Genomic DNA, 21,811 nt, shown 5'->3' with positions numbered 1-21,811 from the left:
GTCTGGTAACAGATGTAGGTGACTGGTACTAATAGGCCGAGGACTTACCAACAAAGAAGCTACGCGTCCACTGTGCAGTATCTGAAACAACACACGACCGTGTGTTGGAGAAGGATTCCGAGGGGTTGCCCCTCGAATTTCTCTCCGGCACATGGAATGTGACAGTTTCATAGAGTTACGGCGGCTATAGCGGTGGGGAAACGCCCGGTCCCATTCCGAACCCGGAAGCTAAGGCCACCTGCGCCGATGGTACTGCACTCGACAGGGTGTGGGAGAGTAGGACACCGCCGGAACATCCTTCGCGAAGGCCCCCAGCATAAGCTGGGGGCCTTCTGCGTATCCAGGGCAAGTCAACCAAATCGATACGTGCCTAACACGATTCAGCACCGAATAGTCTCTATGCGCTTCTATTGGCCGAATCCAATCACGTTGCAAGCTCTCACAGCCGCGGGCTGGACCCCACGTCGCCGAGTAGACATCACCGAATGGATCGACCGCCTGGAGGCCGAAGGCTTCCAGGTCTCTCGCGCCGCGGCATCAATCCTCGAATCCTTCGGCAAACTCGCCATTCGCCCCCCGGACCTCGCCGGCGCCCTGTGGCCTTCCGACCCCATCTTCTTCGACCCAATCGACGTGGCCAACGGCATGTACGACCGCTACGCCGACTTCGAATCAGCCCTCGGCCACCGCATGACCCCCCTAGCCGCCAACGCCACCGGCACAACCTTTCTCCTGATGCTCGACAACGGCAACGTCGTCTCCGATGGCATCCTGGCCCTCCACCTCCTGGGCCCCACCTTCCCCCAGGCCCTCGACCTCATCCTCCGCCGCCACCGCACCCCCGACCAGATCCTCACGTACCACCGCGGCCGGCCGATCTCAGCAGCCCGGCAAACCCGAGCATCCTAGGTGTCGGCACAACCTCAGATCGGATGACCACCGCCTATGCCAATGTTTCGGATCTCACTGTGCCGCCAGGCAATACGACATCAGAGACCTTCCAGAGGAGCGAGCGTGACGGCCGAGGAGCAGGTGTGCGGCTCGATCGGTGTCGATCAGTCGTGACGGGTTCGGTCCACCCGTCACCACGGTCGAGTTCTGTCTCCTAGCGAGAGGTCATCTGCACCTGACACCGTAATCCGGCAGGTTATGCAGGGTCCTCGAAGAGGCTGTCGACGGTGCTGGCCGTGATGGATTTGTCCAGCCAGTCGAGGAGACGTTCGGGTTCTGTGCAGGACGTGATGCGCTCACGGGCCGCGGCGGTGATGGTGACTCCGTTTCGCTCCAGTGTGTGAATAACGGCTACGGCAAGCCCCTCCGCACGTCCTTCAGCGAGTCCTTCGGCATGTCCCTCGGTGCGGGCCTGCGCCCGCAGGCGCTGGGAGGTTTCGGAGCGGAAAAAGGAGAGGTCCACGGTCATCAACTGCCTCCAGAGTCGTCCGGCCGGGCTTTTGCCCAACCCGAGTTCAGTGAGTTCGGCGAAGATCAGTGCGTCGTCCTCGTCGACTCTTTGCAATGCGGTGGCCAGCGTTTTCAGTATGTCACCGATGCCAGGGTCGTTGGCATGGGTGATCGCGGAGAGGGTGGCCAGCGGAATATCGCTGACCGCCTCCTGTAGATCGGTTACCGGCCGCACGTTGTGTGGGCCCAGGACCAGAGGCCTGACGACGAGGCTGGCCCACTGGCGTGGGCCGATATGCTGTGGACCGGCGGCCCACGCCGCGGTCGCGGCGTCCTGGCATACGACGAGCAGGACCGGGTGCAGGTCGTACTTCGCGTGGACGTGTGCGAGGTAGTAGGCCCAGGCGCTCGGCTTGCGCTTGTCGTCTCGGCTCTGAGCCTCCACCAGTAGCAGGAATGGGCCTTCGTCGGTGTCGACGCGTAGGAGTGTGTCCACGCGCCGCTCCAGCGGTTCGATCTCAGTGAGATCGTTGGGCAACAGAGCCACGGTATTCGGTTTGGGGAACGGCAGATTCAGCGCGTCGAACGCGCGGCCGAATACATCCGGGTGGCGTTGGAAGAGCCGGTGCATCGCTTCGTGTTTGGAGCCGACCATGCGATGAAGCTATCGCGTCGGATCGAATGTGTGTGCGATTGTTGTGATGTCGTCCGGACCCTCCCGATTTGCACGGGACTCGGCGGGTTGGAGACCGGGTGCAACCGGGAAGGTCCCTCGCGCTCGTTCCGCGCGTCGAGCGCGTCATCGGCGGGATCTCAGTCCGGTCGCCCGCAGCACTTCTTGTACTTGCGGTCGGAACCGCACCAGCAGGGGTCATTTCGGCCGGGTGGCCAGGGTGCGGCGTGGTGGGTGGTGTCGACGAGTTGTTTCGCGAAAGCGGCTCGCGTAGTGGGTAGTTCGGGGTTGGCGTTGGTTCGGGCCGCGTATTCGGCGAGCCCATCGACGGTCGTGGTGATCACCCGTGGCGACCGTCCCGGCTCGAGCTCACGCAGGGAGTGTTCCACCGCCGCGCGGTGCTCGTCGAAGGTGTCGTAGGCGTGCATCGCCGGCCATCGCCGAATGGCTTGTGCGAATTCGTGTTCCGGAAAGAACAGGACAGCGGTTCGTACGGGCTTCGCGGGGAGGTCGCGTTGGGTCAGATCGGCGATCACGCGCGCGCGGTGTTGGTCGACGCCCAAGTCAGTCTCGTCCTCCGGAAGTCCGAGCAGTTCGCGGATGCGGGCGCGACCCGATGCCAGCCGGAATCGTGTCAGGGATTCCCGGGCGTCATCGTCTGCCGCGGACACCCGCACCCGCTCGAGTCCCGATTCGAACCAGCGCAGTGCTTCCTCGAGATCCCCGTGCTCCGCGAAGGCCTCGCCGGCAATCTCGTACACCTGGTAGTCGTCGGATCCCTCGGCGAATACCACCTCGAGCAGGTCGTAGGCCTCCTCCTCGTCGCCGTGCTCGAGCAGGAATGTCGCATACCAGACGCGCGCGTCGGCGGCGACCGGACCGCCGTCGGCGATGGCGTCCAGATACCGCCGCCGTGCCTTGTCGTAGTCTCCGGCCATCGCCCAATACGAGGCGGCCTCGTTGAGGTTCTGTGCTCGGTCCAAAGGTTCGCCCGCCGCGGCCTCCCGCTCGAAGTCCTGGGCGATCTTCTCGGGAGGCTGCTGAAAACCCGCAAATTCCGCCGTGACCGCCGCCAACTCCGCAGTCAGCCGGGCATTCTCGGCTTCCAGCCGCTCCTTCTTCCGCCGCAGTGCGTCGAGCTGGCCGTCGTCGGTCGGTTCAGCGGGCATTCTTCCCCCTTACGATGACGGTGGTTTCGGCTTTCGTCACCACTCGGGGAAGCATACTGACCGGGGCTGGGCAGCAGTCTCGGCAGCGTGGTGTCTCGAGGGTCGGGATTGCGGCCGGTCAGTCTTGCATGGTGTCCGGCATGTGTGACTTGCTCAGCGGTGAGCACTCCGGGCAGGTGTCCGCGTAGTTGCCGTCTCAATCATCTCGCACAACGAGTGGGGTGACCATTCTTCGGGCACCTACCGCAACAGTATCGACCGCGCGAACTCGGCTGCGTGTGAACTGAACTGGCGTCCGAATGTGGTGCGGTCCCGCCGTAAGAGGTTCATCCGTTCGAACACGTCGCTCAGGTGCCCGACCGCGGACGTGATGTCCACCGTCTCGAGCGGGGTCCCGTCGGCGAGCCGCCAGCCTGTGGCGGTCAGGAGGTCGGCGACCATGCGGTCGACACCATCGGTCACACCGGCAGCGATTGCCATGAGATACAGCAGGGCTGGCTCGTCCCCGTACTTGCCGATCCGTTCACCGGTCTTCGTTGCCAGGTGCCACCACAACGCAATCGGGTCATCGCGGAGTGCACGGCCTTTCGTTGTGGCCGACAGCTTGCCGCGGTATTTGCGCACCAGGCCCATCTGCTGCGCCGACGCTCGCAGCTGTGCCACGGGTGACGTCAGGTCTTCGCGATTGCCCTTCCCGATCCAGTCCTCGTCCATGCTCAGCTCGCGGAAGATGGACGCCACGACGGCCGGTGGAAGATATCCGGCTCCGGTCAGGGTGATGCCGCTGGTTCCGAGATGCTCGATGAGGCAACGATAGGGGTGTACCGCGGCGGAAGCGATTTCCTCGTCGATGTGTACCGGGATGCCGGGCTGTACACGATCGATCAGCTGTCGCAATTGATTTCGAGCCGGCGGCGGTGCTGTCCGCTGGAGTATGACGACGTCGCGCATCAGCTCAGGCAGATCGGCGTCTGTGCTATCGATCGGCCCGGGCTCCCGGTCGGCGGGAATCTCCAGGTCGATGGCGGTGAGGCGCTCGTTGATCGTGTCGAGGTCGAAGGGTACCGGCGAGTAGTAGTTCTGATCGATGTCCTCGCCGTACAGACTCCGGAACTCGGCCACCGCCTGACGATGCTCAGGATGTGCGGGATCAGTTGCCGCAATGATCAATTCGTATCCTCCGACACCGCCGCAGTCCTCCGGCGGACCTGGCCGGCGGCCGTCCGTGCACAGTGCGCGAGCCGCGCCGGGCTCGCGCGGTGACACGGCCTCCAACTCGATGACGTGCTGCCAGTCGTCGCCGAAGTCGTAGAGGTAGTACAAGATGTCGCCGACGTCGACCAGCACCTCATCCAAACGGACTTGCTCTTCGGGGATCCCCGGCTCACCCTCGTCGGCCTGGTACGCGCACAGGTAGTACTCCGTACGTCGGTCGTAATACGCTGGCCCGCTGCCGAACTGATGCAAGTGACTGTCGGTCCAGCCGAACGCGACCTGAATGGCCGCATGCAGTTCGTCGAGAAACAGTCCGGACGAGAGCTCGAGCCGCCGCCACACGGGCGGTTCGGTATCCACCAGATCGATGCGAACACGATAGGTCATCGCCTGCTCCCGCCGCGGTCGGCGTCGAGAGGGCACCGACACCTCTTCCGCCTCGCGGGGGCTCTCCATCAACTGCCCGATCAGCGCTTTCAGATCATCGGGATGCAGCTGCGCCAGCATTTGCTCGATGACGGGATCCAAATCGCGCTGAGGCATAGCGAGCACGCTACTCGGCCCCCAGCTGCCCGCCCACCCGTGGACGCTCACGGGGTCCGCCGCCCGGTTTGCCGACCCGATGCCAAGCCTGGCAATCGGCACATCGATCGAACGACAGATCGTGAGATCCTCGAAGGCCGAAGGCCCGAGCTGACGGGTGGCCTTGGTGACGAGCGCCGGCGCGTTACTGCGCCGCACGCGGACGGTGTCGGGTTGCCAGATCCCCTTGCGACCAATACGGCTTCCTCCCAGCCGAATACAACCAGCCTGGGGTGTGTTAGTGGTTTCGCTCGGGGTGTCCACGAGCGCTGTGGCCGATTGTTTTGTTCGGGATTGACTGTCGTGGCGTCGCCGTCCGCAGTTCTCAGCCGTCTGGGTGAATTGTGTTCGCGCCCCAGACTTTTGGGGCATCACGCCCACAAACGCTCCGTTAACGCCTGCCTGACTGGAGCCGATGACCAGTTTGTCCTTCCGTTTGGATGGAAGTCGGGGATGGCGTATCGATGCGAGGAGAAATATGAAAGCCAGATCAGTGCTGTTCGCCGCGTTCGCCACCGTCCTCGTGGCGGCCGCGAGCGGATGCTCCGGCAGCTCGTCGACCCAGGCGGGAACAGCGAGCACGACAGTCGCCGCATCCCAGGGGACGACCGCACCGGCGCAAGGTAACCAGTCGGCTCCGCCTCCCGCCCAGGCCCCGGGCGGCCAGGGCGGCAATCCATCTGCGGGCGATGCCAATTCGCCGCAGCCCGCACCTGCCACCAGTGCCGCGACCGACACGCCGCAACCCACGATCGTGCCGGTGACCACGAATCCGGCACCCAACGGCAGCGGCCACGGACTGTGTTTCGACCTCAATTCCGGGCTCGCCAACTCGGCGATCAAGAGTCTCGCCTCGACCGCGAACGGCGGATGGGGCAATCCGTCGGCGAGCAGTGACCCGATCTCGGCGGGCTGCGATGGCGTGCTGTCGTGGATGACGGTGGAATCGGGCAATATTCACCCGTACACCCATGTCCTGTTCTTCACCAACGGCACCTACCTGGGTACCGCGACATCCAACCCCTACGGCTACACCGAGGTCATCGGAAAGACCGCGAATACCGTCTCGGTGCAGTACAAGTGGGCGAAATCGAGTGACGCCCTGTGCTGCCCGAGCGGCGGCCCCAGCGTGGTGACCTTCACACTCTCGGGTGGCAAGGTGGTGGCGAAGGGGCAGTTCCCGCCGAGCAATTGAGTGTCAGGCCGATGCTCAGGGCGGGCGGACCGCGTCCAGAGCATCGGCGAGTTGGACCAGCAGCGGCGTGCCGTGCAGGGATGCCGGTTCGGGCTCGCCCAGGGCACTGGCGGTGACGCGGGCGATGCCGAGCATCATCAGGCGCGCCCGCACGAAAATGAGGACGGCCAACGGGATGGCAGGAGCAACCCGGTGCACGGTTTCGAGATGTTCGGGCGAATTGTCGACGGTGAACTCGGGCTCTTCGTGGGCCTGAACGGCGGGGCGTTGGTACTACTGCGTCGGCCGCGGGACACCGATGGAATCCGGCTCGAGGTGCGCTCTGATCCCAACCGCTGTGTCGCAGAGCTGATTCCGCCGGGCAATGACGAGCTGAGCTTCGGGCAGGAGATCGTATCGTTTCAGACGGCTGTGGCTAGCCCACCAGTTTTCGTTAGACGAGCCGCCGATTCGGACAGCCCCTGGGGCGAGACCCTGGTGCACATGTCCAAGGCGGTGACGGCGCTGTTGTCCGAGCTCGCCGAGCAGGGAGTTGCCAAGCCCGACATCGCCATTGACCTGGGCCGGCACTACTGGCCGATCGAAGCGGTCTGGCGAGAGGTCGGCGTGGTGCTGGTCGAGGGCGAGGACACCGACCGCGACGCCGGACTGAAGGACGAGGGATATCGGGTGGTGCGGGTCGAGGAATCCGACGCGAATCGGGTGGCGGCCATGCTGTTCGGAAACTGATCGAGTGTGGAAAACCAGCGGGAGCCCACTACCGAGCCGGCCCGGTTGGCGCAGGCCATCATTCAATGTCACCAAGCCGCCTGGGAACGAGCGCAGGCCGAGGCCACCAGGGTCTTCGCGGAGTTGCGGGATCAGCCCGTCGTGCCCTGGCAATGGCCACATTATCGTGCGGTGCGACAGGGGATGGTCCCGCTTCGCTAGAGTCGGACATCGGATGCTAGGTCGGGGGAGGGGAAGCCATGAGAATCGGTGTGCGGCGAGGCGAGCGCTGATGGCCCCACCTGACGGTGCGACGCTGGCCGTCGATCCCAATGTGTATTACCAGGCGGCCAAGAGCCTCGTCACGCTCGCCTGCGATATCGGCACCGCCGTCACCCGCGATCTGGTGCCGGGCCTGGCGGCCAGTTTTGGGATGGCTGGAAACTATTCGGCGGTGACCGGCTGGAACACCGCCTATCGCAAGCACGTCGGCGATGTGCGGACCGCGATCATGACCTGTGCGGCCGCGCTGGCGCACTTCAGCGACATTCTCAATATCGCCGGATACAACTGGGATGCCGCTGAGTACAACGCGAATCCGAGTCCGAACAAGGGGACACCGCCGCAGCAGCCCACGCTGGGGACGGTGAAACCGGTGGGGGCCGATGTCTTCCCCGAAACCCCGGACCCCAGCGGCGACAACGGCGCCGGGCTGGTGATCGCGCCCGACTGGCAGAGCCCGACGCCGTGGACGGGAGCGCCGAACGGGCGTGTCGACGCGCTCTCCGCGGCGTCTGCCGCGTGGGATGCCCTCGCCTTCAGCGGCGAGTTGCTGACGTCACCGATGACGCTGTTGGATGTGCGGAACTCCTTCATCGGTGTGCAGGCGCCCGAAGTGCAGGATATCGAGGCCGCATTGGATGCGCTGAAGACAGGGGTGGAGCAAATCGGCAATGTCGCAGCCACTCTCGCCATCCAGACCGGGTACCACCGGGACCGTCTCATCGACGCGCGCCAGAAGCTGTCCGACGCCGCGCCGGGAGCGTTCCCGACCCATCCGGGTGTCAAGGTGACACCGACGACGAGTAACACCTCGGTCCGGGTTTCGGTGGCTGCGACGCTCAGCGCGATCGACGTGCTCAACGCCGCGAACACCTTCAACGTGACGGCACGCAACACCCCGCTGTTCACCGACTTCTCCAAAGCCAACTATGCCGTCAATGGTTTCGTCGCCTCGGATGCGCTGAGTGTCCTTCCACAGATTCAAGCGCTGTCGAAGTTGCCACTCCTGGCCGAATCTGGAAACCAGGGCGATAATACTGCGTTCATCGGAGAATGGGACAACATCGTCGCCTGGTATTCCCCGACGGCAAAGTTGACGGCCGTGAATCTCGGCGCGTTGGATGCCTATGGACCCCAAATGAAGTCATGGGCCGAGCTGGCGGTGAAGTACGGGAACGAGGCGGGAGTCGATCCGCGGCTGGTGCTTGCCATGGCGCTGCAGGAGGGGGCTCCGCTGCGTTCCGGGCTGGGAAGTCACTTTTACGATGACCTCCAGGGTGGGCCGTCGACCTATAAGCCCAAGTCCGAGAATGGCATTGATGCCGGGAACATATGGGACTCCGCGCGGGTCAAAGCTTCCGAGCTCGGGATCGACAAGAATGGTGTCGGGAACTCGATCGGTCTCACGAATATGAAGGTGACGCCGTTCAATGAGGTCAAGGAAAAGTATCCGGAGCAGTTCAAGGGAAAGGAATGGTCGGATTTGGTGGGGAACGATGATCTGGGTATGAAGGCGGCTGCCTACAATCTGAAGATGCTCAGCGAGGACGCGGCCACCCAAGCGACGCCGGAAGTGCGCGCGAGCCAGCCGAAGGACCAGTTCCTCGGGTCCGGTTACAACGCCGGTGGTACCTGGGAACGTTCGCTGGAGGTCGCCACGGGAGCGGGTGCGTTCCTGGAGGACGACCAGCATCATGAGGTAGAGCACGGAAAGAGCACCATCAACGTCGTCGCGCTCGCGGACACCATCCTCTGCGGAAGCGGGGCGTATCGGTGAGGGGCCTGGTGCGCGGCGACAGGCGATGGGTTCGATGGGGGCTCGGTGCCTTCGTGCTCCTGATCGGTGTGGTGCTGCTGGCATGTGGCTATCAGCGTTTCGAATCCTGGCGCAGCCTTCCGGTCGAAGCGACGCGAATAGCTGAAGCGACGACTGTCGCTGGGTTTTCGCGCACCGCGATAACGAGCTATACGGACGACGATCGGTCCTTCGCACATGTCTATTTCATCGGCCCCGCGCCGAAGCCGGATCCTGTGGCGGTCGCGTCGGTGCCGACGATCCAGCTGAACGGTGTGACCCCGCCTTCCAGCCCGCCGGGTGTCGATACCAAGGTGGGCGTGGTTGCGAAGGGTAAGCGTTCGGACGGATGCATGGCATCCGTGTCATATCCCGCGAATCTGGATCTGGATGCGAGGAGATCACAGTTCCATCTGTCCGCCGAGCAACTCGCCGCCGTGTTCAAAGGTGAACAGGTGGTCATCGACGTAAGCATCGGAAATTGTGGCAAGTGAAGGTCCGCGGGCGGATCCGAACCTCATCCGCGACCGAGCATCGCACTGTTCGTTTTCGCCGCGCTGCTGTAGTGGGCATGCGCATCGCGGGCGGCCCGCTTCATCTCCTCGATCCCGTCGGAGACCTCGGCTGCGCCGGTCAGCCACTGCTGGAAGGCATCGGACTGGGCGTCCGCTGCGGGTCCGGTCCAGCTCTGCTGGACCGAGGCGATCCGCTGCTGTAGCCCCGACAGGCTATCGGCGAGAAAGCTGGTGAAGGACGATATCTGATCCTGAATGCCTTCCAGTTCAGACAGATTCACCTGAAAGGCTCGCGAGTCGTTCATCATTCCCTCCCCAGCGGGATCGGTTCGGCGGCGGATTCAGAGTGAGCAGAAGTCGCCGGAGTTGCCTTGATCCATGTCCGTGTACATGGTGGCCGAGACGCCCAGCAGTTCGGCCATGGTTTTCAGGGCCTCCAGCACGTCGTGCGCTCCGGCATGGACTTCTTCCCAGCCGTGGCGGTACTGATCCGCGGAGTTGCCCTTCCACGTGGTCAACAGGCTCGTCACTTCGGCATCGAGCGATTTGACTCCGCGGATCAACTCTTCGGCTGTCAGTTGCACGAAACGGCCGGCATCGGTCACGTCGGCGGGTACAACGTGGAAGCCCTCCCCGGGCGTAGCCGAGCTCGATGTCATGAAGCCCCCTTGGTTTTCAACCCACACAACGAAATCCGTGCCAGCCTACCCGCAATCGATTGGCGCGCTGAGGGTCTGGCACCGGCAGCATCTCGCTTGTCGCGAACTCAGATGGACCGCTAGGTTCTTGATCGGCGCGTTCCGGCGAGATCGCGGCTTCGCGCCTCGATGAAGGGGTTGCCGATGAGTGCCGAACTCGAACAGCTGGCCGAAGACAACGCGCGCCTCCACAGCGCGATCGTAGAGGTTCGCGGTCGGGCCGAAACCCCCGGCGGGACAGTGGCTGTCGAAACGGACGTGAACGGAACGATCACCGACCTCCGTATCGAACAGTCGGCGATGTCGGTTGAGCCGGCCCGGTTGGCACAGGCCATCACGCAATGCCACCAAGAAGCCAGGGAACGAGCGCAGGCAGAGGCCACCAGGGTTTTCGCGGAGTTGCGGGATCAGCCCGAGGCGTCCACAGGGAAGGTCTCACCGGACCCACGGTCCGGGGCCACGGAGTGGGAAGAATTGAATCCGCTCCGCATAACCCATTCGTTGTGACGTCGCCTCGATGATTCAGGCAGCCGAATTGCGGAGAGTTGCGCTGTACCGCCGGAGGGCGCGGATGAGCGAAAATGACCGAGTTCGCTGACACGTACAACGTGTCGGGAATGGGTGGTGACCTGTATGGGCTCAGGGAGCCCGTCAGGGGGTTTGCCGGCGTCGTGGAAAGAGAGCGGGCAGCTGCCGGGTGAGTTGTCGGCATTGCGTGGCTACATCTTCTACCTGGCCGCAGACCATCACTTCGATGGCGGTTTCCGGCCTTTCGATGACCAGTTCGTCCGAGCGCTCGTTAGGCAGATCAGGGAGATGTCCGGCGGGGTCGTGCCGGTGCGGGGAGCCTGACGGCGGGCCGGATCGGCCGTTCATCGCTGGGCGGGCTGCGGTCTGTTGTGCCGGGTACGGGATGACGGTCGCGTGTAGCCGGATTCGTCGCGGGCGCGGTGTTCGCGTTCGAGGCGGGAGGTAATGGCGGCGACGGTCCAGCCGTTGGTGGTGGGTGGGCGGCTGGGGCGGGTGATGAGAGGGAGTAGGCAAGTGAGGGTGATGCCGGCGGCAAGGCCGAGGAGGAAGGGAAGCCAGAGGGTCGTCATCATGCACCTCTTTCGGGGAATCGACCAGATTGTGTGAGTCGATCGGGCCGGTAACGGTCGGTGAGATCCGCTGGTGGGTAGTCGGATTCAGGGGTGGGGGAGGTTGTCCGGCTGGGCGGTGACGGAGTGGGGGATCCGGCGGGTGCGGGCGGTCAGGTCGTGGGTGAGGTCGGCGTAGGCGAGGGAGAGTTCGGCCAGGCGGGTCCAGGCGTCGTGGGAGTAGAGGCCGGTGGCGGGGTCGGCGAGGGCGGTGCGGGCGGCGACCGAGAAGCGGGCGAGGCGGTCGATGACCATGCCGAGGGTTTCGGTGTGCAGGGTGGCGGTGGCGAAGGGGCGGGGGAGTTCGCGTGCGGTCCAGAGGTCGATGTCGTGGATCAATCGGTCGCGGGCGCAATCGATTTCGGTGATGTCGGCCGGGGTGGCGGCATGGCGGGCTTCGTGGAGACTGGCCAGTTCGTAGGCGGCCTGGAGGAGCGGGTGGGGCTGGGTGATGGTTCCGGCGCAGGCGTGCAGGAGCAGATCTTTGGACGGCAGCTGGATGGTCATTGGTTGCTCCCCTCGGCTTTTCGTGATCGTGAGTTCAGTAGACACCTGCGCCAATAGAATTGGAATGTCGAAACCAGTGAATCGAGAATTTCAACCGGTAACCCAGTATGGAGCAATCATTTTGGAGCGCCCCGGATAGCGAGGCTAACGAATGGCTGGATCAACTCTCCCGCTCAGAGCTCTCGGGCGGATGCTGCGGAAGCATCGGGTTTGCGCAGGTAAGAGTCAGTTGGCTGCCGGTCTGCACATCGAGATCTCCCCGCAGACTCTCGGCCGGATGGAGGATGGACAGAAGATAAAGATCTCGACCGTCCAGATTGCTTCGCTGCTCGACTTTTACGGAATTGGTGACCCAAGTGCGGAGCGTTCCGAGGTACTCGGATTGTGGGATGAGGTCAAGCAAGAGATTCGCTCCGCGAAGCGAAGCGGGTCGTCGGCCGGTTGGTGGCGAGCGTATTCCGACCAGTACGCCTACCACTTCGATCAGTACCTGTCGTTGGAGGCCACCGCGCGCAGGATCACGATCTTCCATCTAGCGCTGATTCCCGGACTGTTGCAGCACCCCAACTATCGACGTGCCATGATCCGGATCGCCGATCCCGGCCTGTCCGCCGTCGACGTCGAAAGGCGCCTCGAACTGGCGGCGCGCAGGCAGGCCATGCTCGCTGAGCGGTCGGACACACTCAGCATGAAATGTCTTTTGTCGGAGGCGGTTCTAGGGCACAAGCCCGGTGGCCGTACGGTTATGGCCGAGCAGGCTCGTTATCTCGTGGACCTGGCTGGGCGACCCAACATCTCTCTTCAAGTGGTGCCGTTGGACGCCGGGGACCATCTCGGGCTTGTAGTCCAGTCCTTCACGTTGCTGGAGTTCCCGCCGCTGCCGAGTAGAAATCTGACCGAACCCCCGGTCGTCTATGTCGAGGGATACGAGGGTGCGCTGTACCTCGAACACGGCAGTGTGATCGACCGACATCGCCGGGCGATCGCTGGAATCGAGCAGGTAGCGTTGAGCGAAAGCGATACCAGGCAACTGTTTTCGAGGGTCGCAGAGGAGTGCGAGGCGTGACCGATCTATCGAATGCGCGCTGGTTCAAGTCCAGCAAGAGTCCAAACGCTGACACCTGTGTCGAGATCGCTCATCTTTCGGCCGGGTCGGTCGGAGTGCGCGACTCGAAGGACCCGCACGGCCCCGCGCTGGTGTTCTCCGGCGACCAGTGGGACCGCTTCCTCGCCAGCGAGATCTGGCGGGGCTGAACCATTGTCGGACACACGGGGCGCCGGGCGTATCCGTGGGTTCGGATACGCCCGGCGGCCTGCTCAGTCCAGCAGTTCGGACTTCTTGCCGCTCCACGTCACCACGAGTTCGTCGCGGGCGCGGCTGGCGGCGACGTAGAGCAGGGAGCGTTCGCGGAGGAGGGCTTCGGCCTGTTCCTCTTCGGGGACCGACTTGGTCACCGAGCGGGACGGGACGTGGGATTCGTCGATGCCGGCGAGGATGACGCGGGAGAATTCCATGCCTTTTGAGCGATGCATGGTGAGGACCTGGACGTGGCCGGAGGTGGCGGGGTTGTCGTCGAGGGCTCGGGCTTCGATGCCGCGTTCGCCGAGGGCGCGGACGAATTGGGTGCGTTCGTTCTGGCCTCGGGTGAGGATGGCGACGGTGGAGGGTTCCACCTTGGCGGCGAGCCACCCTCGGACCTTGTCGGCGACGACTTCCAGTTCATTGAACGCCGAATCGGTTTGCAGCAGTTGGGGGATGGGGCCGTTGCGGGCCGAACGGTAGCCCTTGGTGGATTCCGCGTCGCCCTGGATGTCCTGGTATTGGCCGCCCTGGAGGATCTTGACTGCGAAGTCGAGGTTCTCGGCGGTGGTCCGGTAGTTGAGGGTGAGGCGTTTGGCGCGGCCGACGATCTGGATTCCCATGCGCTTGAGCACGACCGGCTGGCCGTAGATGCGCTGGTGGGAGTCTTCGGCGATGAATAGGTCGTTGGGGCCGTCGGCGACCAGGGCGCGCAGTAGCGCCCAGTGGGTGGCGTGCAGGTCCTGGGCTTCGTCGACGAGGACGTGGTCGGCGACGACGTGGCCGCTCGCGGCGCGTGCCTTCAGGTATTCGGCGGCGAGGGCGAGCACCTCGGGGAAGCTGAGGGTGCCGTCGGTGCGGCTCTGTTTGCGGAAGCCCTCCACCAGTTTCCACACCGCGATCCGCTGCGGGCGGCTGAGGCGGACGCCGCGGCCGGCGCGCGCCACCTTCGCATACTGCTCGAGGGTGGTGACTCGGTTGGCGAGGACGACGCTCACGTACTCGTTGTCGAGGAACGCAGGGGTGGCGAGGCGGGCGTCGAGGCCGCTGTTGACGGTTTCGACGACGTCGCGCCACAGTCGGTTGGTGTTGGTGCGGGCCGAGGTCGGTTGGATGGGAGTGCCGAACAGGGTGGTGGAGGCGGGGCCGAGGTCGGTGGCGCGGTTGAGGATGTCGCTGGCCAGTTTGTCGATGCCTTCGACGTAGACGCCGGTGTCGCCGGGCTTCTGGGCGATGCGGATGCCGGGTTCGAGGACCTTCAGCGCGGCCCGCAGGTCCATGGCGAGGGTTTTGTTGAAGGTGGTCAGGATGATTCGGGCCTCGGGGTTGCGTTTCCATAGGTTGCGAGCGCGGTGGATCGCGACCACGGTCTTGCCGGTGCCCGCGCCGCCGGAGATTCGGGCCGCGCCGCTGAAGTTCTTCTCCGCGTACTCCCGCTGTTCGGGGTGCAGGAAGGTGCGCCAGGCCGCGAAGTCGCCGCCTTCGATGACGCGGCGCAGTTCCTCGGTGTTGTCGCCGACGTAGGTGAACTGCATCTTCGACACCGGGTGGTCGAGGGCCGCGATGATCTGCGAGTCCTCGTCGAGGGTGTTGTCGACGGGGTTCTCGGTGAGCGCGAGCTTGTCGCGGATGTCGTCGATGCTGACGCCCAATGCCAGTTCGAACAGGGCCAGACCCTGCCAGCTGCCGGTGGCCTCGGCCTCGGCGGCGAGCTCGTTGATGGCGTCCTCGTCCATCGCCGCGAGGGCGCGTTCGGCGAGTTCCGGATCGAGGCCCAGGCTTGCGGTCAGATCCGCGACGGTGAAACCGAGCTGGGTGAGGAACGACTTCTCTTGCGCGGAAACAGCTTTGCCGAGCGCCCCGTCCGGGTCGCGGACGATCGTCCGCTTTTTGCGGTCGGCTTCGCCGTTGAGTTCCCCGATGATGCCTTCGAGGGTGCCGGTGATCGGGTTGACGCGCAGGGTCGAGCGTTCGGCGAGGGCATTGGCCTCGTCATGATTCCAGGTGCCCATGTAGATGTAGGTGGTGTCGCCGCCCTTCGGGTCGACCCGGAACAGGACGGCCCGGTACTGGATGTCGACGCGCCCGGTGCGGACGCGAGAGTCAGCCGCGCCCTTCATCGGTTCGATGTGCAGCCCGGAGGCAGTGTCGTCGGCTTGCAGCTTCTCCAGGAAGTCGTAGACCTTCCGTTTGACCGACCCGTCGAGTTTGCCCATGGCTTTGGTATTGGTCGCCATCACGATATTCGGCATCACATCACCCCGTTAGTCTTCAGGACCGCCACGATCTGTTCGGGACTGGGCGGGCACATGGTCCAGCCGAGTTCGGACATGAGGGTGGCGGTTTCTTCGTTGTCGTAGAGCAGGACCGCGATCTGGCTGTCTGGCCAGCCGAGGTCCACCACTTCGCCGTTGTCGGTTTCCAGGCCCAGCACCGGGGGCGGCGCGCCGGCCTCGGCGAGGGCGAGGACGAGTTCTTTCTCGGCCGCGGAGACGGTTTCGCCGAGCAGCTGCTGCCAGGCGGCGGACAGGTGTACTCCGCTGCTGATCGCCGTGCGGTCCGGTGTGGAGGTGTCGGCGGCCAGCAGGGTGCGGGTGGTGACGATATTGGTGTCGCTGAGCCCGAACCAGTTCGACAGCCGCACCCACTCCTTCCAGCCCTGCCCGCCGTGCGCTTCGAGTTTGCGGTCGCGGTCGTCGACGGCGAGGACGGCGCTGATCTCGGTGATCCCGCGGTCCTTGCGCATTGTCGCGGTCACGGTGAGCGGGCCGTCGGAGTAGGACCAGCACGGGTGCGGACCCGCCGGGATCGGGGTCTTCTGGCCGTCGAGGATGTCGAGGGCCCAGGCGGCGATGGCGGTGCCGTCGCCCTTGAACTGCTTGTCGCGCACGAACATCAGCGGCAGCCAGCGGCCGGCTTCACGCCACACCTCGGCGTCGGGGTCGCTCATGAACTCGAGCAGCTGGGTGATCGGATCGGATTCGGTGAGGTGGCGCATGACGGCCGGTTTGAGTTTGCCCATCTGCATGGTCACGTTCGCGGCTTTGGCTTGATGCCACGGCGGTTTCACCGGTTGGTTGGTTTTGAACCGCTGCAGGTCCTCGTAACCGAAGGACCACACGATCACGTGCCCGGACCGCAGGCTCGCGCGTTTGCGGGCGTCGTCGGTGACCCGGTTTTTGTCGGGGGTGGCGTGGAATCTGCGGCCGTCCGCGAAGATCGCGATATCGGGGATGTTCGCGTCGAGGGTGCTCAACTCGAAATCCGGTTTGACATTGCCGTACTGCACCTGGGGGATGAGGTTCCAGGTGCGAATCTTGCTGCCGGGCATGGTGATCTTCGCCGAGGGCGAGTGAGTACCGGGCTTCTCCGTCACGGTCGCGCCCATGGTCCGCAACCGCTTCACGAACTCGACGTAGAACTCCCGTTCCAGCGGTGATTCCGGGCTGCCGACCTTCTTGCCCGGTTCCTCCCTGGTGATCGACTGCTGCCAGGTCTCCCAGTCGGGTTCGACATCGCCTTTGGCACCGAGCAGTGAGTCGAGCACGTGCAGCGCGGCCACGCGCGACACCTTGTCGAGCTGATGCGGCGGCGCGAACGGCAGCAGGCACTTGTGGCAGGCCCGCCGATCCTGTTGCGCGCATTCGCATTCGCGGCACAGCTTGCGCGCCGCGACCAGCACCGACCACACCTTCGCGGCATCGGCGAACTCGGCGAGGTAGCCGGTGCCGCCGGGCACGGTGTCGTGGATGAGCAGCGCGTGCTGATTCGGCGCATGCAGGGCGTCGGTGATGGTGACGACGTCGAGGTGCTCAGGGGAGCCGCCGATGACCTGACGCAGGCCGAGCAGGATCGCCGCGCTCAGGCTCGGATAGGCGAAGGTGTCGAATTCGAGCCAGTTCGGCAGGTGCAGCAGCACCGCCTGGGTGCGCAGGGTGCGGGCGAGCGCGATCTCCCGCACATGCTGTTCATCGGTGGCGGTGCGGAACTTGCACCAGGCCCGATGCTCGTAGGCGAGGTTCTGTCCGGCGACCTTGTCGAGGCGACCGCACCCCGAGCACACCCGGAACAGTCCGGCGGTCGTCTCCTCCCCGGCGATGGTCCGTTTACCGCCCTGCGAGGTGCGGCGCCCCATATTGAGCCAGCGAATATCCATGCTGCGCAGGTATTCCGCCCCGAAGTCGCGGTCGGCGACGAACCAGCGGGACACGATATTGTCGGGGTCGATGTCGGCGGCGGTGAGGACGGTGTACGTCTCGCGGCGGCGTTCGTCGCGGGAATCGCCGATGGCCGCCTCGTCGCGTTTGACCTCGGCGGACACCTTCGACATTTCCACCACCTGCAACCGCTGACTAATGTCGGCGATCGCCCCGGTATGGCAGCGCGGGCACTGGATGGGCGGTGCGGTCTCCTCGCCGGCGTGCGCGATGGCGGCCCAGCCGCACTGCGGGCACATCCGCCAGGTGTGGATGCTGGACTCGCCGGGGCCGAGGTCGATGGCGTCGATCTCGACGGCGAGGCCCTGGGCGTAAAACGTTGAGCCGGGAGCCAATTCGGTGAGCGCCACCCGGGAGCCACGCTGGTAGATGGCGGTGTCCCCGTCGTACTGGTTGGTGTCCGGGTCGATCCAGGTGATACCGACGTCGAGGGTTACCGAATCGTCGAGCAGGGTGTAGTTCGGCAGGACGCCATAGCGTTCGAGGACGCCCACCCAATGCTCGGTGGTGAGGTCCTTGATGTGGGTTTGCAGCAGGCGCAGGGTGCCGCGCGCGGTGCGCAGGTCCCGCTTGTCGTCGTCGGTGGCGGCTGGGGAGTTGGCGCGCTTCTCCAGTTCCGGGACGACGGCGTCGACGGCCTTGCGGCGCGCGGACAGTTCGGTGACGTCCCGATTCCAGCGGTGCACCGCCTCCCGCAGGTACGCCACCAGCACGCTGGGGGCGTCCACCTCGGACGGTATCGCCCACGCGCGCAACGCTTCCCGCGCGGCGGGGGTGAGAAGCTCGCTGAACTGTCCGAGGAATTCATCGACGAGTTTCTCGGCCTGCTGGTCGGCGAGGTCGAGAAGCGCCGCCATCCAACTGTTCTCGTCGAAACTGCCGAGCACGGCCCGCGCGTCGCCCGGATCCTGTGCGCCCGGTTCCCGTGCGATCCGGTCGACCAGGTGCGCCACATACTGCCGTTGCAGGATCTCCTCGGCGGTGAGGAAGGCGGCGGGTGGGCGGACATCACCCTGGATGACCGAGGTCGGGTCGTGCAGTTTCGGCAGGTGCTCCCCGCGCCCCCGCACGAACGCCAGCACCAGCGAGTTGCCGGTGAGACGGCCCGCGCGGCCGACCCGCTGCAGATACGACGACACGGTGCGCGGCATGGAGCCGAGCATCACCGTCGACAGATCGCCGATGTCGATACCCATTTCGAGGGTGGGTGTCGCGACCAGCACATTGGGTGCGGCCGGGTCGGGGACGGTGCTCTTGAATTTGGACTCGTAGTCGAGGCGGGTCGCGGTGGGCAGCAGCGAGGTGTGTTCGCGCGCCACCACCCGCTTCATCTCCGAGGAGTCGTAGAGCTTGCGGTAGAAGTTCTGTTTGCGCGGCCCGCGCCGCAGGGTGCCGGGGCAGCGGACGAGCAGGCAGGGTGCGCCGTCGAGTTGGTCGATGACCGCGATCGTGCCCGGATTCTGGGTTTGGCACACATCGCACACCAGCAGGTGCCGGGAGTCGATGAGATCGTCGTATTCGGGGACGCCGACCAGGATCGCGGACTCACTGAGCTGATAGGCGGTGAGGTCCTTCTCGGTCGACACCGTGCTCAGGACGCGCTGTTCGGCGAGGGTCGCGAACAGGGTGCGGGCGAGGAATCCGCCCTCGAAGGAGGACACGTCCAGGCATTGCGACGCCCACCTGGCATACCAGGAGGAAGGGGCGGTGATGGCGTCGAAACCCTCCGGGACCGTGCGCGCCCCGATCGCCGGGAACGCCGGGGCCGGACGGCCTTTGGGGAAGGCGGGCATGCCCTGCCCCTTGGGGCGGCCACCCCAGATCCACCGGCGGTTGGCGTCGCGGGCTACGAACCGGTCGAGCCATTCGTGACGGATCGCGCCTTGGGTCCGCATTCGCTCGATCGTGCCGCGCACCCACCGGGTGATCGCTTCCGGGGCGGGGCCGGCCGCGGATTCTCCGATGCTGGTCTGATGCTGGGTGGAGGCCACGGCCGCGCGGCCCAGCTTGATCACGCGGTCGGCGTCGCCGAGGTCGACTTCGGCGACCACGCTGCCGGTCAGTTCCAGGGTGCGGCCGAGCCGCGATTGCAGTCCGAATTCGAGGTCGATGTCGAATTGCAGGCGGCGCTTCACATTCCGCAGCGCCTTGCGGCGGTCCTCCTTGGTCCGGTCGGACTGCCAGAACGCCGTGAACGCCTCATGCTCGACGATGTCGGGGGCCAGCAGGTGATACCGGCGCATCGGGTCCTCACCGGCCCGGTCGACGACCCGCTCACACAGTTCGGCCAGCGTCATCATCTCGCCGTCGGACGCACTGTCGGACAATGCGTTCCGCAGGGTGGAGCGCAGGCTCAGCGTGTGCGACCGCGACTGCACGAAGCCCGCGCGATGGGCCGCGTCCTGCACGCTGTCGGTGAACATCAGCGCCTTCTTCTCGTCGGCGTCGAGTTCGGCGTCACCGAACAGATTCGAGAGCGCCACCGACAGCTGGGTCGCCACCGCGCTACCGAGGAACCGGATGCCGTCGGCGCTGCCGCAGGCCGGGCACAGATCCTTCTGTGAGTTGGTATCGGCCTCGGGCCCGGTCAGTACCAGCACCGGCAGCACGTGGCCTTCGAGGACCTCGACGCTTTCGGGATCCGGTGTCTCGTCACTGATTTCGCGATCCTCGACGCGCAGCCAGCGCAGGCCCTCAACCTCCGTGCCGAGATGCGCTTCGACCGGCGCGGAGATCAGCGCCCGGAACCGCGGGCCGCCGGTGGCGTGATACGCGCGCACCGACTCCTCGATCGGGTCGAGGGTGCTGCCGGTCGGAGCCAGCCGCACACCCCACCCGGAGCGGCCACAATGGCGGCAATAGACGGCCGTCTGGAATTCCTTGCTGCGATTGTCAACCGGACCGTCATCGCTCCAGTGGTATTCGGTGGTCGCCGACAGCGCGCGGTCGATGCGCGACAGCTCCCGAATCCACAGGTGCACATCGACGTTCAACGCGGCCCGGCCGATCTCGGCCCGCAGGTGGGACAGGGCGGCGACAATGTAGGCGAGATACCGCTGCCGGGCGGTGCGCGCACCGGGGGTGTCGGGTTCCGGCGCGGGCAACAGCTCCTCGGCGAGATCGGCGAGAGCCCTTGCGTCGACCGCCTTTTCGAGCAGCGCGATGACGGTGGCGTGACCCTTCAACAGGTCCAGCTTCTCGATATCGTCGAGCATCCGCAGATCGGCGGCCACCCGCCGCAGGTCCTTGCCGCTGTCGTCGGCGCGTTTGAACATGGTGGCCAGCACGCCCGCCGCCAGGGTCGCGTTCGACGGCGCGATCTGCGCGAACTTGTCGAGCCACACCACGATCTCCTCGAACGCGGTCGGCCGGTTCTGCCGCCACTGCCCGTCGAGGGCGGGACTGCGGTCGTCCAGCCACTGTTCGGCGGTCAGCCGCGTCTCCCCGATCGCGGCCTTCTCCTCGAACACCTCCCCGAACACGGTGTGCGCGAATTCCAGCATCTCGGTGGGCTTATCCTTGGACCCGAGCGTCGCCGACGTCGCCACCGGGGTGATCTTCCCCAGCGGCCGGCCCCGATCCTGTTCCGTCACAGCCGAATCCGCGGTCCAATACGACTTGACCGCCAACCCCAACCGCCGCAACAGCATCGCCACATCGGTGCCCTGCGCACCGTCATAGGTGTGGAACTCATCCAGCACCACGTATTGCAGCGACTCCGCCGACTGCCGCCACATCGCCGCCCGATCCGGCCGCAGCAGCAGATGATCGAGCATCTTGTAGTTGGTGAGCAGAATGTCCGGCGGCGAATCGTGCATCAACCGCCGATCGGTGATCAGCCCCTCCGCCGACACCATCGTCCGCCCACCCGAGGACTGCTCCCCGGTATACAACCCGGCCGTCACCCCTGCCAGCCGCGGATCCTTCGCGATGATCCGCGCCAACCGCAATTCCTGATCATTGGCCAGCGCGTTCATCGGATAGATGATCAGCGCCTTCATCCCCGCCACACCCGACTTATTCGCGCGCAGCACATGATCCAGAATCGGATACAGGAACGACTCCGTCTTTCCCGACCCGGTACCCGTCGTCACCAGCGTCGGCAACGGCCGGTCCTGAAACTTCGTGGACAACCGCCCGAACGCTTCCGCCTGATGCTGATACGGCACGAACCCGTCCGGCAACCAATCCAGCCGCATCCCCCAATTCCCCCGCGCCGGCGCGAACGGCAACCGCAACCGCACATACGGCCCCTTGAACATCCCCGACACCGGATGCCCGATGAAATCCGACAACGCACCCTGCGCATCCGGATCGGTCAGCGCGAACGTGGTCGCCAGGTAGTCGGTCAACCCCTCCCACAGGCGATCAGCCTGCAAGGTGGGAAGCAGTGCCCCCATGATCGAAGTCGTCCC

18 protein-coding genes and 1 rRNA gene are annotated in these 21,811 nt (G+C 65.1%); 9 read left to right on the top strand and 10 right to left on the bottom strand.

Annotated elements, in window-relative coordinates; translation table 11 throughout:
- Positions 1–176 precede the first annotated feature (176 nt).
- Both rrf and ACFXN1_RS11220 read left to right on the top strand, forming a co-directional pair.
- Positions 177–293, top strand: a 5S ribosomal RNA gene (gene rrf / locus ACFXN1_RS11225).
- A 136-nt stretch (positions 294–429) separates the two neighbouring features.
- A complete protein-coding gene (locus tag ACFXN1_RS11220; protein WP_379439804.1) occupies positions 430–909 on the top strand; it encodes an SUKH-3 domain-containing protein in 480 nt (159 codons plus the stop codon).
- 238 nt (positions 910–1,147) lie between these two features.
- Here the strand turns inward: ACFXN1_RS11220 and ACFXN1_RS11215 are convergent, their stop codons facing one another.
- The 3 genes from ACFXN1_RS11215 to ACFXN1_RS11205 form a co-directional block, all read right to left on the bottom strand.
- The gene (locus ACFXN1_RS11215) at positions 1,148–2,056 is read right to left on the bottom strand and encodes a hypothetical protein (RefSeq protein ID WP_379439806.1); all 909 of its coding nucleotides are present in this window, start codon (positions 2,054–2,056) and stop codon (positions 1,148–1,150) included.
- A 158-nt stretch (positions 2,057–2,214) separates the two neighbouring features.
- Positions 2,215–3,243, bottom strand: coding sequence for an SEC-C metal-binding domain-containing protein (locus tag ACFXN1_RS11210; protein WP_379439808.1), 1,029 nt, complete (start codon positions 3,241–3,243; stop codon positions 2,215–2,217).
- Positions 3,244–3,483: 240 nt separating this feature from the next.
- A complete protein-coding gene (locus tag ACFXN1_RS11205) occupies positions 3,484–5,808 on the bottom strand; it encodes a plasmid pRiA4b ORF-3 family protein (RefSeq protein WP_379439809.1) in 2,325 nt (774 codons plus the stop codon).
- On the opposite strand from ACFXN1_RS11205, the gene ACFXN1_RS11200 reads away from it, so the two are divergent.
- Positions 5,801–6,235 carry an LppP/LprE family lipoprotein gene (locus tag ACFXN1_RS11200; protein ID WP_379439811.1) on the top strand — a complete coding sequence of 145 codons (435 nt, stop codon included), beginning with the start codon at positions 5,801–5,803 and terminating at the stop codon, positions 6,233–6,235. The two genes, ACFXN1_RS11205 and ACFXN1_RS11200, sit on opposite strands and share 8 nt — an antisense overlap.
- Positions 6,236–6,250: 15 nt before the next feature.
- On the opposite strand, the gene ACFXN1_RS11195 is transcribed toward ACFXN1_RS11200, so the two are convergent.
- Complete coding sequence (locus ACFXN1_RS11195) at positions 6,251–6,433, bottom strand: hypothetical protein (protein ID WP_379439812.1); 183 nt, start codon at positions 6,431–6,433, stop codon at positions 6,251–6,253.
- Here ACFXN1_RS11195 and ACFXN1_RS11190 point away from each other — a divergent pair.
- From ACFXN1_RS11190 to ACFXN1_RS11180, 3 genes are all read left to right on the top strand, one after another.
- Entirely contained in the window at positions 6,428–6,964 is a 537-nt protein-coding gene (locus ACFXN1_RS11190) for a hypothetical protein (RefSeq protein ID WP_379439814.1), read from the top strand. The genes ACFXN1_RS11195 and ACFXN1_RS11190 overlap by 6 nt on opposite strands.
- Positions 6,965–7,235: 271 nt before the next feature.
- A complete protein-coding gene (locus ACFXN1_RS11185; RefSeq protein WP_379439815.1) occupies positions 7,236–9,002 on the top strand; it encodes a hypothetical protein in 1,767 nt (588 codons plus the stop codon).
- Between the two features lie 53 nt (positions 9,003–9,055).
- Positions 9,056–9,514, top strand: a complete 459-nt coding sequence (locus ACFXN1_RS11180) for a hypothetical protein (RefSeq protein WP_379439817.1) — start codon at positions 9,056–9,058, stop codon at positions 9,512–9,514.
- 23 nt (positions 9,515–9,537) lie between these two features.
- Here ACFXN1_RS11180 and ACFXN1_RS11175 read toward each other — a convergent pair whose 3' ends face one another.
- Both ACFXN1_RS11175 and ACFXN1_RS11170 read right to left on the bottom strand, forming a co-directional pair.
- Positions 9,538–9,843 (bottom strand): WXG100 family type VII secretion target, encoded by a 306-nt coding sequence (locus ACFXN1_RS11175; RefSeq protein WP_379439818.1) that lies wholly within the window; start codon positions 9,841–9,843, stop codon positions 9,538–9,540.
- Between the two features lie 33 nt (positions 9,844–9,876).
- Entirely contained in the window at positions 9,877–10,194 is a 318-nt protein-coding gene (locus tag ACFXN1_RS11170; RefSeq protein ID WP_379439820.1) for a WXG100 family type VII secretion target, read from the bottom strand.
- A 183-nt stretch (positions 10,195–10,377) separates the two neighbouring features.
- Here ACFXN1_RS11170 and ACFXN1_RS11165 point away from each other — a divergent pair, with 183 nt between their 5' ends.
- Positions 10,378–10,740, top strand: a complete 363-nt coding sequence (locus ACFXN1_RS11165) for a YbaB/EbfC family nucleoid-associated protein (protein ID WP_379439821.1) — start codon at positions 10,378–10,380, stop codon at positions 10,738–10,740.
- A 365-nt stretch (positions 10,741–11,105) separates the two neighbouring features.
- On the opposite strand, the gene ACFXN1_RS11160 is transcribed toward ACFXN1_RS11165, so the two are convergent.
- Positions 11,106–11,333, bottom strand: a complete 228-nt coding sequence (locus ACFXN1_RS11160; protein ID WP_379439823.1) for a hypothetical protein — start codon at positions 11,331–11,333, stop codon at positions 11,106–11,108.
- 87 nt (positions 11,334–11,420) lie between these two features.
- The gene (locus tag ACFXN1_RS11155; protein ID WP_379439824.1) at positions 11,421–11,879 is read right to left on the bottom strand and encodes a DUF4254 domain-containing protein; all 459 of its coding nucleotides are present in this window, start codon (positions 11,877–11,879) and stop codon (positions 11,421–11,423) included.
- 151 nt (positions 11,880–12,030) lie between these two features.
- Here ACFXN1_RS11155 and ACFXN1_RS11150 point away from each other — a divergent pair, with 151 nt between their 5' ends.
- Positions 12,031–12,945, top strand: a complete 915-nt coding sequence (locus tag ACFXN1_RS11150) for a helix-turn-helix domain-containing protein (protein ID WP_379463552.1) — start codon at positions 12,031–12,033, stop codon at positions 12,943–12,945.
- The gene (locus ACFXN1_RS11145; RefSeq protein WP_379439827.1) at positions 12,942–13,133 is read left to right on the top strand and encodes a DUF397 domain-containing protein; all 192 of its coding nucleotides are present in this window, start codon (positions 12,942–12,944) and stop codon (positions 13,131–13,133) included. Before ACFXN1_RS11150 ends, ACFXN1_RS11145 begins: the two co-directional genes overlap by 4 nt.
- A gap of 63 nt (positions 13,134–13,196) precedes the next feature.
- Here the strand turns inward: ACFXN1_RS11145 and ACFXN1_RS11140 are convergent, their stop codons facing one another.
- Both ACFXN1_RS11140 and ACFXN1_RS11135 read right to left on the bottom strand, forming a co-directional pair.
- Positions 13,197–15,431 (bottom strand): 3'-5' exonuclease, encoded by a 2,235-nt coding sequence (locus ACFXN1_RS11140; RefSeq protein WP_379439829.1) that lies wholly within the window; start codon positions 15,429–15,431, stop codon positions 13,197–13,199.
- On the bottom strand, positions 15,431–21,796 hold the full coding sequence (locus ACFXN1_RS11135) for a DEAD/DEAH box helicase (protein WP_379439830.1): 6,366 nt from the start codon (positions 21,794–21,796) through the stop codon (positions 15,431–15,433). Before ACFXN1_RS11135 ends, ACFXN1_RS11140 begins: the two co-directional genes overlap by 1 nt.
- Positions 21,797–21,811 lie beyond the last annotated feature (15 nt).

It is taken from the genome of Nocardia sp. NPDC059154 (assembly GCF_042755705.1).
In the GTDB taxonomy this organism is placed as follows: Bacteria; Actinomycetota; Actinomycetes; order Mycobacteriales; family Mycobacteriaceae; genus Nocardia.
The sequence above is the reverse complement of the archived record's forward strand: the minus strand, read 5'-3'. Positions and strand labels throughout refer to the sequence as shown.